This window comes from Streptomyces sp. NPDC096136 (genome assembly GCF_044763325.1).
Lineage (GTDB): Bacteria > Actinomycetota > Actinomycetes > Streptomycetales > Streptomycetaceae > Streptomyces.
The window spans coordinates 45,475-57,547 of record NZ_JBIWFZ010000034.1; the positions used below are offsets into that span (position 1 = coordinate 45,475).

Sequence of the window (12,073 nt, forward strand, 5' to 3'; positions counted from 1 at the left end):
GAAGGGGGTGGTGCCGGGCGCCCGGGGAGGAGGTTTGCCCTCCTCCTCCCTGGGGCCCGTGCCGGGCGGGGGTCTCCCGCCCGGCGGCGGCTAGTTCAGGGTCTTGCCGCTGGCTTCGTCGGCCGCGAGGTTGACGGCGGCCGGGTTGTAGGGCTGGTCGTCGATGACTGCCTGTTCGATGGGGGTGGGCGTGTATCCCAGCTGGGTCAGCCATGTGAGGTACTGGCCGGTGGTCGTACGCACGTCGGCTTCGGCGTGGGCGCCGTCAGTGCGCCAGACGGTGCGGGCGGCGTGCTGCTCGTAGGCGGTGGCGACGGACGCAAAGCTCATGGCGGCGGCCTTGGCGGGGGTGACCGCCTCGGCGCACTGCTCCCGTCCGCTGTACTCCTGGATGCCGAACCACTGCTCAAGGCGGTTGGTGGCCTTGGGGTGGAGGGCGTGGCGGCTGATGATGTGGGAGCCGGACATGAGGACGCGGGCGGTGAGGGTGGTCATCAGGTCGGATTCCGCGCGGGAGCGGCGGCCCTTGGCGAAGAACTCGGCCAGCCACTCGCGCCGGATTCCCTCTGCGGTGTCCCAGTCCTGTCCGCCGCTGATGATCGCGCGCCGCTCACTGGCGGTGATCTTGGGCTGGTCCGTGGCGCCGTCGGGCGTCTTGTGCCCGTACAGCTTCGGGTTGGTGCAGTAGGGGACGTATTCGTGGTCCTGAGCGACCCATACCTGGCCCCGGCATGTGGCGTGCTTGGTGGAGGTGAGTCCCAGACTGCTGACGGTGACCGCGCCCTGCCGGAGTTCGTCCCAGGTACGGATGCGGGCGCCGCTGGCCTCCAGCTTGGCCCGGTGCTTGGCGAGTTGCATGCGTACCTGGGAGTTGGTGCGGGCCTGGCGGACGATCCAGCCGTGATCCGACTTCGGGTTGTGCCCGATCCTGGTCATGGCCTCGGTGACGGCCTGGGGGTCAGTCGCCTCCAGCTCGGCCAGGATCGCGTAGTCCTCAAGGCTCATGTCTGCGGCCGTAACGGCGGTGCGGACGGCCGTGGACTTGGCCAGGATCTTGAACTTCTTGGCCTGGGAGACGGTGACGGCTGCGGCCGCCGCCATCTGGCGGGCATCCGCGCCCAGGTCGGCGGCCGCGAAAAGTGCGGCGGTCTCCTCGGACTTGGTGAGGCCCGTGCGGTGGCGGGCTGTGGTGACCATGTCGAGGATCTGCCCGGCCTCTGCCCGCTCCTCGTAGAGGTAGGGGACGTGGGTCAGGTGGGCCTTGATGGCGGCGGCGAGGCGGCGGTGGCCGTCGACCACGCGAAGCTGTCCATCCGGGGTGCGGGTGACCTGGATGGGCGTGCGGATGCCGTGGACCTGGATCGACTTGACGAACTCGGCAGTGATCGCCAGATCGCGGCGGACGTTGCCGGGGTGGGCGGTGAGGGCGGTCACCTGGATGACGGGCCGGTGGGTAACCGGGACGTCGGCCAGGCTGAGCGCGACGGCGGCGGCAAGGCGGCGCATGCCATCCACGACACGCAGGGCACCGGCCGGGGTGGTGGCCACGTAGAGGGGTTCGAGGATGCCGTGGGCGGCGATGTCCTCGGTCAGTACGGCGTCAGCCTCGGGGAGGACGTGGGCGGCGGCGAGGTCGGCCACGGCGAGGGTAGGCCACACGGTGGCGGTGGTCTTGCTGGTCATGATGTGTTCCTCTCGGCGAAGGGGTTCTCTCGGCCGGGTCGGGGGGTTTGCCCGCCCCCCTTCCCAACACATCTATTGAACCACATTTTTGGTCCTTTTGCAAATCGATCTTGGTGCTTGTTTGGGTTAAATCCCCAGGTCAGATGGGGTTTTGGTCTGTGGCCTGCGCCCTCCCGAGTACCCCGTACGGCGCCCGGGGTGCTGGGCACGGGCGGTGACCGACCCGGACGACGCGCTCATCAGCCCCTGTGTGCCCGCGCCGAGCGGAGCGCTGACCGGCCGTCATTTGAGCGCGGCAGCTGCTGCCCCCCGCCAGCCACAGCCGGGGGGTGCGGTCGCCTCGCGCGCGGTCCGGGTTGACGGCGGGGGTACGGTCTGCGCCCCGTGGCGGCGGGGGCGGCCGCCGACGGTGGCGCCGCCCGCCTCCCTTCCCCCTGCTGCCGGCGTCCTTCTCCAGTCCGTCCGGCTCGCAGTCGGCAACGGCGGTGGCCACGGAGGATTACGGAGGGATGCCGCCCACGGCAGGGCCGCACCCGGCGTGGCCGCGGACTCGTTCGCGGGGCGGCGCCGACTCCCGGGGCTCAAGCTGCGGGCGGCCTGCCGGCGGATCTGCGGGGACCGACCCGGGACGTCCTGTGCTGGCGTCGGCCGCCCGGGGCCGGCCTGCCGATGTGGCGCAGGCATACGCGGCGGCCGCGGCGGAGGATCCCTCGGGGGCCTTGGCTGCCGAGCCGGCTCCTTGAATGGATATCCATTAGAATGCGGTTATGGAGAGAACCCCGGTAACGGTGATGATCTACACCTATCAAGCAGGGCGCTTGGACCTACTTAAGAAGCAGCATGCGGCGGAGGAGAAAGCCACTTTGGAGGCTCTCGTCAAGCAGGGGAACAGTCGGAGGAATGCCCGTCTTATTGTGGCGCGTATGCGTCTGGTCGAGTGGCCTAGCCGGTCGGAGATGGTGGCTGGTGCGGTCGGTCGGCGCCTGGCGGAGGAGGATCTCGCCGGCCCGTGGCGGCCGTTGGCTGAAGAGGAGGAGGAAGAGCTCTCGCTGTCGGGCCGCTGGCCGGGTCCCAGTGACCGAACCGTTATGTCTCAGCGGAACTACCGTCTCCCATCCGACCTGGTCAAGCGGCTCAGGACTGCGTCTTGGCGCATGTCGGAGGGACCGATGCGTGAACTTCGCGAACGCGGCCTGGTCGGTTCTGGCCTCAGCCTGAGCCGGGAGGAACGCAGAGTGAGGGATGAGCTTGCGGCGCGGCTGTATCCGGTGCCGCGGATCGTGAGGGAGGCTCTGGACCGGTACGGTCCCGCTGCGCCGAACGGGTGACTTCGATCCCGGGAAATTAATGGAGATCCATTTAAGTTCACATGTTCGTGTGCCCGGATTTAATCGCCGAACCTCGCCGGTCACCCGTTTGGTTTCAAATGTTTGGACGGGGGCGGAATGGGGTTTACTGCTGCTACGGTTTCAATTGCTTCGACGTCTTCGGGAGGCATTGAGTGAGTGACGTTATTGCGGTGGCGGCGGGTCGGGTCCCGTCTGGCCGGGTGGAGGCTGATCCGGGTCTGGTGGCCAGGGGTACGCCGCGAGATCACATCGAGGGTGTGCCGGTCTACGGCTGGGGTCAGGCTCCGTCGGCTCTGCGGACGCAGACTCAGTTGGGTGAGGTGCGGCTGAAGCTGGCGGAGGGTCAGCCGGCCCTGGCGTACATCCGGACCAGGAAGTACGGCGACGTCCCGCTGTACGATCCGGCGGCCGCGGTGCGGATGCGGCCGCTGGCGTCGGTGGTGAAGGGGCGGATGGAGGCGCGGCGGACGTGTCCGGTGTGTGGGGAGGTCCGTGCGTCGATCGTGCGGGGGCGGCAGTGCGCGGTGTGCTGGGTGGCGGAGCGGCGGGCGGAGGAGCGGCGGCAGGCGCGGACGTGCCGGGGTTGCCAGGTGGTGCGGGCGCGTCCGTTGCCGGCGGCGCACGGCCGGTGTGGGGAGTGTCGGCGGGCTCAGCTGGCGAAGTGGCGGGAGCGGGCGGCGGCGTGGGTCGAGAAGGTGACGGTGTGCGCGGGTGAGGGCTGCACGGTGCGGATGGTGACGAAGAAGGAGGCGAGGGCCGTCCAGGCGTCGCAGGGGCGGGTGGAGTGGGGCTCGTGGTGGCGGCCGGCTCACTGGCCGGAGCGGTGTGCGCCGTGCGCGGCGGCGGCGGAGCGGCGTCACGCGGAGCGGCGGGCTGAGTGGGAGCGGCAGGAGGCAGAGCAGCGGGCGGAGCAGCGACGGCGGGCGGAGGAGCGGAAACGGTGGGCCGCAGCCGCGCTCGCGGACCCGACGGTGTGCGTCCTGGACACGGAAACGTCCGGGCTTCACCCTGAGGCGCGCATCATCGAGATCGCGGTGGTGTCCTCCAGCGGGGAAGTCCTCCTGGACACGCTCGTGAACCCGGGGGTGCCGATCCCGGAGGACGCCTCGGCGGTTCACGGGATCGTGGACGCGGATGTGGTCGGCCGGCCCACGTTCTCGGCCGTGCTGCCGCAGCTGTCGGCGGTCCTCGACGGCCGGCGCTGCCTGATCTACAACGCGCCGTTTGACGTGGCCCGGCTGCGGTATGAGCTGACGTGCCATCACCTGGAGAACGGGGTGTGGGGGCCTGCGGAGGTGGCGGAGGGGCGGGCGTTGGACTGGGCCCGGGAGCGGGCTGAGGAGTGGCTCGCCGGCCACCGGTTCGAGGATGTGATGATCCCCTATTCGGATTGGGTGGGGGACTGGTCCGAGTATCACGGGGCGAACCGCTGGCAGGCGCTGGGCGGGGGACACCGGGCGGCCGGGGACTGCCTCGCAGTCCTTGAGCGCCTTGGGGAGATGGGGCGCGAGTACGCGGATGAGTACGCGCCGGCGGCCGCCGGTGCCGGCGTCGGGGAGGCGTGATGGTCCAGCTGCGCGTGATGACCGACAACAGGGAGCTGGGTGAGGAGGTACTGGCGGTGCTGTTGCCGCTGCTGCGGGCGTGCACGGCTCTCCAGACGGGTGAGCCGACACGGTTGTCTCATCGGGGTGGGGGGCTGCGGGTGGTCCTGGACGTGCAGCCCGCGGGGGCGCCGGCTGTGCGGGTGGAGCGGGCGGACGGGCCTGCGGGGCGGAGCCGGAACGGGTCGGCCGGTGGGCGGGGCAGGCGGGTGTTGCCGCGTGGGGGCTCTCTGGCCTGATCGGGCCGTCCCCCATAGCTGGAGGAGACCGGGGGCGGGAGCCCTTCCGCGGGCTGGGCTGGGTGTCTCCGACGGGTTGGTCCGGCCCACCCCAACGGGTTCCGCTGACCCCACTTGTAGGCCGCATGGGTGACAAGCCGGAGCACTCGGAGAAAGCAACGGCTTCGAGTGGCCCCACCCCCTCGGTGCAGCACGTAGAGCCGTCACCGGGCGGCCGGGAACGCGGTTGGGTGACGGCTCTACGTGGAGGCGGAATGGGCTGCCCGGGCCCGCCAGGCGCGGCTTCGGCACCGGTTCGAACAGAACCGGGTGTCCCGACGGTGACCCGCGCCGGCGAAGGTGATCAATCCGCAGACAGGGCAGGTCAGCGCCCGAATCGTGGCACGGTCCCCAGTCTCCACAGCTTCGCCCAGGAGCACTGCCAGGCCGAACATTCGCTCCGCCGCCCTGCGCTCCCGGTACGCCTGGGCCCGACAGGCAGCGTCGCAGTACCGGCGTCCGGCCACCGCATTCTTCGGCAGCCGGGCCCCACACAGCGCGCAGAACCGGATCCGGCCCATAGCTCCAGCATCACGCGAGGACGGCCGAAACGGGCGGGTGGGGCCATATGCCGGCTCGCTCGACGGTCGCCACCGACGGGTAGGGCAAGGGCTAAAGCCGGGTGAGCACCTCGGCGGCCCCGCAGTGCTGGCAGGCGCGGGCACCTGGCCGGGCGTAGGCGGTCAGAGCCTCTTCGAGGGTGAGCTCCGGCCCATTGCGCGGGGCATCCGCGCAGCTGTATTCGTGGATGAGTGTTCCGGTGGGGCGGCTGCCGGGGCCGGCGGCCCGGGTCTGCTCGATGGTCCACGCCCAGCGCATGTCTGCGCCGGGCGGGGGCGGGGCGAGGTAGGGATGGGTGGGTGGCCCCTCGGTGGGTACGGTGGTGTAGTCGGCTCCGTCCTCCGGGCGGAGGTAGGCGCCGCCCTCGGCAGGGACCCAGATGATGTAGTCGGCCGGCTCGACGCCCATGGCGGCGGTTGCCGACCACAGGACCACGGAGACCTGATAGCGCCACCCGGCGGGAGTCCACCGGCGGGCCAGGAGACGCCCGCGCAGCTCCTGGCCGTCGGGCAGGGTGAGCCGGACACTCGGCGGGAGCGACGGTGCAGACTCCACGGTCAGGGGCGGTTCAGCTGCTCCTGGCGGGCCTGGCGGCAGGTCTGGCACAGGGGGTTGGCAGGCGCCCCGTACCGCGCACACGTTCGATGGCAGCGTGCGCAAGGGCCGGCCTGGCTGGGCGCCCAGGTGGCGGGCTGCGGTCTGGACGGCGTGGGGGTGGTCATGGGGACTCCTGAGGCGGGCGGATCCCTTCATTCCATCATGTGTTCGATTTCTTCGCCTAGCGGCGCGCCGTCGTGTCCGCACGGCTGCGCGGCAGGGGGCGCGTGTGACTTCGCGGCGGGGTTGGCGTTGGACCGTCCATGATGCGACGTATGAGCCTGCCGGGGGGCCTTGGCAGCGGTGCTGGTGCTGCTGGCGGGGACTCCTGCCGGTGCGGCCCCGGTCCACTCGGCGTGTGAGCTGCGTGACGGGGCGCGGCTCTGCCTCCGGGCGGAGGCGGAGGGCGGTAGCGGCCCGATCGTGGAGCTGTGGATCAAGAAGATCAAGGGGGTGGACCATGCCCGTGCGGTTGGCTGGGTGCCGCAGGCCGGTCACCTGTGACTGGAGGTCCGGAAGAACGGCGGGGCGGCCCGGCGGGCGCGGGTGGTGACGGCGCCGGTGGTCGATGGCTGGAACGGCGCCCAGCTGATGGATACCGCGTGGGAGTACGACGGGTCGGGGGTGCGTATCCGGGCGTGTACGGCGGCTAGGGATGGCCGCTGGCTGACCTGCACCAAAGAGCACTGAGGGGCGTGCCTGACCGGGTACCGGTCAGGCAGACGCGGGAGTCGGGCTGCGGTCACGGACCGGAAAGGATGAAGATCACTTCTACGCGTCCGCCGAGACGGTCGGCTGTGGGGGTGTGCACCCGGTACAGGAGGGTGATGCGGTCGCCGGTGTCCTGCACGGGGGGCGTGTCGATGCGGCGTAGCTCGGCGCCGGTGATCGGCTCGGTGGTGCTGGCGGGGTCGCGCGGGTCAGCGGCGAGACTGTCGAGCGTGTCGTGGAGGGCGCGGCGGCTGCCGGGGCTGAGGTGTGCGATTTCCTCGTAGAGCCGTGGGGGTACCTCGACGGTCCAGAGGGTCACTCGGCGGCGCCCCGGCTCTCCAGGTGGGCAAAGAGTTCCTCGACCGGCGCCGTCTCAGATGTGCCGGCGAGCGAGGCGGCGATGGCGGCCAGGACCTCGGGGCGGGTCCGCAGGGCGATCAGCCGGCGCGCGTCGGAAATGACGGACTCCTGTTCGGCGCCGAACCGCGCCGTGTCCAGCCGCGCGTTGAACGCCACCAGTTCGGCGGGGTCGACTACGGCGAGCTCGGCGCGGAGCGCGGCGAGCGTCTGCGGCCCCTCGTGCGCCTCGACCCGGTAGGGGCTGGCGTACGCCCGCGGCGGTGTCTCGTGCGGCAGTGCGCTCATGGTGTGTGCCCTCCTCATGCGGCCTCTCCACCGTACGGGGTAACGGCCGGGGCCGGGAGCCTCTTTCGTCAGGGACGGTCCGCAGCGGGTATGGGCCGCCCCGGACCCGCGGAGGGGTGGGGTCCGGGGCGGCCGACGGAGCGGCGGAGCCCCCTGGAGGGGCGTTTCGCGCGCTCGCCCGGCGGTCCTGCCGGGGGGCAGGCTGCCGGGGTCTGGCGGTGCGGCGGTCAGGCGCTACCCGGTGTATCACCCGGCGGTGCGGGTGGGGTTGGGTTCCCGCCGTACTGGAAGCGCCAGGTACGTGCGCGGCGTGCCCCGTGCCCGGTGTGAGTCTTTTCTTCCCACACGCGGACCACCAGTGTGCGGCCGCGGGCTGCGGAGTCGGGGTGAAGCTGCATCACGCGGACGCTGGTCAGGTCGGCGAGACTGCGGGCGGTGATCTCGGTGAGGGCGCCGTGCGGCAGGGGCTTGTAGCGCCATTCCCGGCGTAGCCACGGGGGGTCGAGCCATTGGGAGGCGACGTGCCAGGTTCGTCCGTCGGGGTCGGCCCCCTCGCGCTCGGGCAGCGCGGCGAACTTGTGGTGGAGGGTGAGCACGGGGCGGCGGGGGTGCACGGGCTACCTCGGTGTGGTGAGCCGGTCGGCGTCGGTTCGGGAGAGGGTATGGAGCCTCGGGGCAGGGGCGTCACGGTCTCTTGCTTTCCGCGCCGGGGATCGCCGGCCTTGCGGCGCCGGTGGGTCGGAGGGCGGGGGGGGTCAGTGGCCGCGCTTGTAGCTGGGCCAGTCGCGGGGGGCCACTTGGCGCAGGGCAAGGGCGCCGGTCATGATCCGGCCTTCCGGGGCACTGGGCTCGTGCTCAAGGCAGACCGCCACCAGAGCGCCCCTGCGGCCGTGGACGGCGTAGGGCCACAGCCAGTTCGCCACCGGGAAGCGGAGGAGGTCCCGGGGGTGCCCGTAGTCCAGGTACCAGTCGCCGCCGAAGTCGTAGACGTATTCGTGGCTGGGGCGGAAGTGGCGGCCGTAGCGGAGTCCGAGAAGTGCGCCGATGGCGGTCATCGCCTGTTCCACACCGGTGTTTTGCGGGTGGGCGTGCGGGTGGTACAGCGTGACGATCGGCACTCCGTGGATCGTCACCGTCGTGTCCACCTTGATTCCGGGGAGAAATTCGGGCTCGGGCGGGATAAAGGTCATCGGTCACTCGCATACATGGTGGGGTTCGGGCGGGGGAGGCCCGGGCTCGGCAGCGTCCGCCTTTCTTGGGCCGGCTGGTGCCTCGGCCCGGCGGCCGGGGGAGATCGGCTCGCGACGGTGCGGCCGTGCCATCGGGTGACGGCCGGTAGGGCCGGCCAGTCGCCGGAGGGCGCGGAGTCGCGGGTGAGGAGGGACCGCCCCGCGTCCAGCAGGGGGATGGGCTGGGCCCGGGGCGGTGTGCCCGGCGCGTCCTGCGGGGGAGGGAACAGGCGGCCGGGTGTCTGCGGGGGATCGTGCCGTCACGTGGTGGTCTGGGCGGTGACGTACAGGCCGGGTCCGGCTCCGAGGGGGCGGGTGCCCCAGGAGTCGGCCAGTCTGCGGATGCCGGGATGGGCTCCGGGGTCGAGGGGCGTGGCCGGCTGGCGTGCCTGGACCGCGAGCACGGTGACGGTGGCACGTCCGCGCTCGTCCAGCTGCATGATGACGGTGTAGCGGTAGGTGGGCAGGACCGTCATCGCGTACTGGATGAGATGGCGGGTGAGCTGGCCCAAGGCGGCGGCCTCGTCGGTCTCAACCCCCCATGTGCCGTAGGTGCGGCGGGTGTCGGAGCCGGCCCGGCCCGGGCTGGCCTTGTCGAATCCCGCATAAGCCTGGGTCTGATAGAGGTTTCGGGCCCTGCGGGGGATGCGGGGCAGGCCGGTGGCGGGCACCCGGAAGAGCTGGTGCGCCGTGCTGACGGGTGAGGGTAAGGCCTCGCCGATCGCCCGGCGGGGCTCGAACGGGTCAGCCACGGGGACCGCCTTCGGTGACGATGCTGTAGAGGAGGGCGCCCATGATGGCGGTGAGCACGATGAGGTAGCGGATCTGCGCGGCTCGGTCGCTCATGACTTCACCCCGATTTCAGCCCACACGCGCTTGCCCCAGGGAAGTTGGTCGACGCCCCAACAGCCGCCGGTCAGGCTGTCGATGATCGCCAGGCCCCGGCCGCTCTCGTCGTCCTCCCCGGCCGTGTGACGCTCGGGCAGCACCGCGGACCGGTCCACGACGCCGATCCGGACGCTGTCCGGGCCGGTCAGGGTCACGGTGACGCGTACAAGGGACTGCGAGCCGTACGCGGCGGCGTTCGCGATGAGCTCGGTCACGATGGACTGCGCCGAGTCGGCGTACTCCTCCAGGTCCCAGACCCGGAGGGCTGAGGTGACCATGGCTCGCGCCGGCCGGGCGGACTCGCGCGTCCGCGGGAGGCACTCGCTGTAGGCCGGCGGTCCGATGGGGGCGGGCTCTATGGGCATACGTGCACCCGTCCTCACGGGTCGGAGGGCAACCCCGTTGGTCATGGCTGTACCTCCACGGTCCGCAGCAGGGCTGCCCGTAGGCGGCCGGCGTCGACAAGCGGGTTTCGAGGTCCGGGGTGCTGGACCCATGTCCCGAGCGGGTGCTGTCTCTCGCCCGGCTTGGAGGCCACCAGCAGGCAGGGCGCTCCGAGCGGGGTGGTGCCGGGCACGTCCCACGTCGCGGCGGCGCCGGCCTGGATGAACAGGTAGGCCCGCCAGGCCGTGAGGTCGGCGAGGATCGCGGCGTGGCGGAGTAACTGCGGATCCACCTCGGCGAGTTCCTGCACGCGCCGGTAGGTGAGGGCGACGGCGTCCCACTCTCGGCCCGCAGGCAGGAGGGCGACGCCGGCCGGGCCGTCCCATTCGTCCCAGACCGCATCCGGTCTGGGGTGGCTCCGCGCGGCCCAGTGGGCCGCGACATTCGCGGGGTCCCGCACTCTCTGCATACAGCCCCCAGTCATAGGCCTCATTTGCGCTGGTCAGCGCAACGGCAGGGGTCACTAACGGCAGTCACGTAGCGACTTTCCGTAGCGGCTAACGCCAGTCTGCCACCGGGATTCCCTCAATGGGAATCCCATTGCAGGATTCCCGTCTAGCTTTTGGGGGTGATGGGAGGTGGCATATGCGCTTGGACGTATCCGGGATCGGCCTTGCTGGGGGGGCCTCCGGTGGCGAGACTGGCGGCTACCTGGAAGAAGGAGCGCCAATGACATCCGCGGGACCGCGCCGACTTCAAATCGCGGCAGGGCTGGGAAAACTGCGGGAGCGCTCCGGGCTGACGCTGGAGGAGCTGGCGCGGGCGTCCGGCTACGGAAAGAGCACGGTGGGGCGGTATGAGGACTGGCGTAGTCCCTCGGCCCCGGTAGCCCGCACGGTGCGGGCCATCGCGACCGCGGCCGGCGGCACGGCGGAGGAAGTGGCCGCGCTGGTGCGGCTGACCGAGGACATGCCGGCTGGGTGGTGGCTCGGGGAGGACTCAGCCGTACCGGAGTGGATGCACCCGCTCGTCGCCCTCGAACAGGAAGCCGACTACGAGTCGGTGTTCGCTCTGTCGGCGGTGCCCGGACTCCTCCAGACCCGCGCCTACGCGGAGGCGATCCACCTGACCGGACAGGCTCGTAAGCCGCCGGAGGAGGTGAGCGCCCTGGTGGACTCCCGTATGCGCCGTCAGGAAGTCCTCATAAGGCGCAGGCCGCTTCACCTCTGGGTCATCCTCGATCAAGCCGTGCTGCGCCGGGTGGTCGGAAGCCATGGGGTGATGACTGAGCAGATCAGCCACCTGATCGACCAAGCTCAGCGGCCGAACGTCGATATTCAGGTGCTCCCGTGGGAGGCGGGCGCCCATGCCGCGGGCAAGAACGCCTTCTTGACGCTCGGGACTCGGGACGCTCTCGGTGCGGTCTACGTCGAACTGCTGGACGGTGGGCTGTACAAGGACAGCGCGGAGGACGTGCATAAGTACACCGTGGCCATGGACTACCTTCGCATGCAGGCAGCTGATACCACGGAATCACTGCACCTTCTGAATGACGCGCACGAGGAGCACACAGCACATGAGGCACAGGCCAAACGCTGAGGAGCTGGCGGCAACCCTTTTCAGGACCTCCAGCTACAGCGGTGCGAACGGCAACGAGTGCGTCGCCGTCGCCCGGATCGAGGGCTGGTCGTGCGTCCGTGACTCCAAGCAGGCTGACGGGCCCGTAGTGGTAGTCCCTGGGGCCGCGTTGGCCGCGCTGACGGACGCCCTGAAGAATGGCACTCTGTAGCAAGCGCGCCAAACAGCGAGGCCCCGACCGGGATCAGGTCGGGGCCTCGCGTGTACTCAGGTCAGGGTGGTGGCGGCGTGAAATCAGCGTCGGCCGCCGCCCCTGTTCTTCTTGACGGGGCGGCGCCCGGCAGCGGGCTTGGCGCCCTCGTTCTGTGCCGTCCCCTCGACCTCGGCGAGCCGGCCGCGCAGGGTCTCTGCCTCCGCCCGTGCCGACTCGACCTCGACCCGTGCCGACGCGGCGGCCGCCTGTGCCGTCTCCTCGACCTCGGCGAGCCGGCCGCGCAGGGTCTCTGCCTCCGCCCGTGCCGACTCGACCTCGACCCGTGCCGACGCGGCGGCCGCCTGTGCCGTCT

15 protein-coding genes are annotated in these 12,073 nt (G+C 71.0%); 5 read left to right on the plus strand and 10 right to left on the minus strand.

Annotated elements, in window-relative coordinates; all coding sequences use genetic code 11:
* Nucleotides 1-90: 90 nt before the first annotated feature.
* Complete coding sequence (locus ACIRBY_RS37270; RefSeq protein WP_403909404.1) at nucleotides 91-1,683, minus strand: ParB N-terminal domain-containing protein; 1,593 nt, start codon at nucleotides 1,681-1,683, stop codon at nucleotides 91-93.
* A gap of 767 nt (nucleotides 1,684-2,450) precedes the next feature.
* Between ACIRBY_RS37270 and ACIRBY_RS37275 the strand changes: the two genes are divergently transcribed.
* Both ACIRBY_RS37275 and ACIRBY_RS37280 read left to right on the plus strand, forming a co-directional pair.
* On the plus strand, nucleotides 2,451-3,011 hold the full coding sequence (locus tag ACIRBY_RS37275) for a hypothetical protein (RefSeq protein ID WP_403909407.1): 561 nt from the start codon (nucleotides 2,451-2,453) through the stop codon (nucleotides 3,009-3,011).
* A 278-nt stretch (nucleotides 3,012-3,289) separates the two neighbouring features.
* The gene (locus ACIRBY_RS37280) at nucleotides 3,290-4,597 is read left to right on the plus strand and encodes an exonuclease domain-containing protein (RefSeq protein ID WP_403909410.1); all 1,308 of its coding nucleotides are present in this window, start codon (nucleotides 3,290-3,292) and stop codon (nucleotides 4,595-4,597) included.
* 929 nt (nucleotides 4,598-5,526) lie between these two features.
* On the opposite strand, the gene ACIRBY_RS37285 is transcribed toward ACIRBY_RS37280, so the two are convergent.
* Nucleotides 5,527-6,030 (minus strand): DUF6233 domain-containing protein, encoded by a 504-nt coding sequence (locus ACIRBY_RS37285; protein WP_403909413.1) that lies wholly within the window; start codon nucleotides 6,028-6,030, stop codon nucleotides 5,527-5,529.
* Nucleotides 6,031-6,375: 345 nt separating this feature from the next.
* On the opposite strand from ACIRBY_RS37285, the gene ACIRBY_RS37290 reads away from it, so the two are divergent.
* Nucleotides 6,376-6,576: a hypothetical protein gene (locus ACIRBY_RS37290; RefSeq protein ID WP_403909416.1), complete on the plus strand. Its 201-nt coding sequence runs from the start codon at nucleotides 6,376-6,378 to the stop codon at nucleotides 6,574-6,576.
* Nucleotides 6,577-6,814: 238 nt separating this feature from the next.
* Here ACIRBY_RS37290 and ACIRBY_RS37295 read toward each other — a convergent pair whose 3' ends face one another.
* The 7 genes from ACIRBY_RS37295 to ACIRBY_RS37325 all read right to left on the minus strand — a co-directional run bounded on the left by ACIRBY_RS37295 (nucleotide 6,815) and on the right by ACIRBY_RS37325 (nucleotide 10,398).
* Nucleotides 6,815-7,102 carry a type II toxin-antitoxin system RelE/ParE family toxin gene (locus ACIRBY_RS37295; protein ID WP_403909419.1) on the minus strand — a complete coding sequence of 96 codons (288 nt, stop codon included), beginning with the start codon at nucleotides 7,100-7,102 and terminating at the stop codon, nucleotides 6,815-6,817.
* Nucleotides 7,099-7,428, minus strand: a complete 330-nt coding sequence (locus ACIRBY_RS37300; RefSeq protein ID WP_403909422.1) for a hypothetical protein — start codon at nucleotides 7,426-7,428, stop codon at nucleotides 7,099-7,101. Before ACIRBY_RS37300 ends, ACIRBY_RS37295 begins: the two co-directional genes overlap by 4 nt.
* 227 nt (nucleotides 7,429-7,655) lie before the next feature.
* Nucleotides 7,656-8,024 (minus strand): hypothetical protein, encoded by a 369-nt coding sequence (locus tag ACIRBY_RS37305; RefSeq protein ID WP_403909424.1) that lies wholly within the window; start codon nucleotides 8,022-8,024, stop codon nucleotides 7,656-7,658.
* Between the two features lie 159 nt (nucleotides 8,025-8,183).
* Nucleotides 8,184-8,561 carry a hypothetical protein gene (locus ACIRBY_RS37310; RefSeq protein WP_403909427.1) on the minus strand — a complete coding sequence of 126 codons (378 nt, stop codon included), beginning with the start codon at nucleotides 8,559-8,561 and terminating at the stop codon, nucleotides 8,184-8,186.
* Between the two features lie 356 nt (nucleotides 8,562-8,917).
* Nucleotides 8,918-9,409, minus strand: a complete 492-nt coding sequence (locus tag ACIRBY_RS37315; protein WP_403909430.1) for a hypothetical protein — start codon at nucleotides 9,407-9,409, stop codon at nucleotides 8,918-8,920.
* 90 nt (nucleotides 9,410-9,499) lie between these two features.
* Complete coding sequence (locus tag ACIRBY_RS37320) at nucleotides 9,500-9,910, minus strand: ATP-binding protein (RefSeq protein WP_403909433.1); 411 nt, start codon at nucleotides 9,908-9,910, stop codon at nucleotides 9,500-9,502.
* 41 nt (nucleotides 9,911-9,951) lie between these two features.
* Nucleotides 9,952-10,398, minus strand: a complete 447-nt coding sequence (locus tag ACIRBY_RS37325; RefSeq protein WP_403909436.1) for a hypothetical protein — start codon at nucleotides 10,396-10,398, stop codon at nucleotides 9,952-9,954.
* Between the two features lie 260 nt (nucleotides 10,399-10,658).
* Here ACIRBY_RS37325 and ACIRBY_RS37330 point away from each other — a divergent pair, with 260 nt between their 5' ends.
* Both ACIRBY_RS37330 and ACIRBY_RS37335 read left to right on the plus strand, forming a co-directional pair.
* Nucleotides 10,659-11,528 (plus strand): helix-turn-helix domain-containing protein, encoded by an 870-nt coding sequence (locus ACIRBY_RS37330; protein ID WP_403909439.1) that lies wholly within the window; start codon nucleotides 10,659-10,661, stop codon nucleotides 11,526-11,528.
* The gene (locus ACIRBY_RS37335; RefSeq protein WP_403909442.1) at nucleotides 11,506-11,718 is read left to right on the plus strand and encodes a DUF397 domain-containing protein; all 213 of its coding nucleotides are present in this window, start codon (nucleotides 11,506-11,508) and stop codon (nucleotides 11,716-11,718) included. The genes ACIRBY_RS37330 and ACIRBY_RS37335 overlap by 23 nt, the downstream gene beginning before the upstream one ends.
* Before the next feature lie 83 nt (nucleotides 11,719-11,801).
* Here the strand turns inward: ACIRBY_RS37335 and ACIRBY_RS37340 are convergent.
* A partial coding sequence (locus ACIRBY_RS37340) for a hypothetical protein (RefSeq protein WP_403909445.1) occupies nucleotides 11,802-12,073 on the minus strand: 272 nt, incomplete at its 5' end.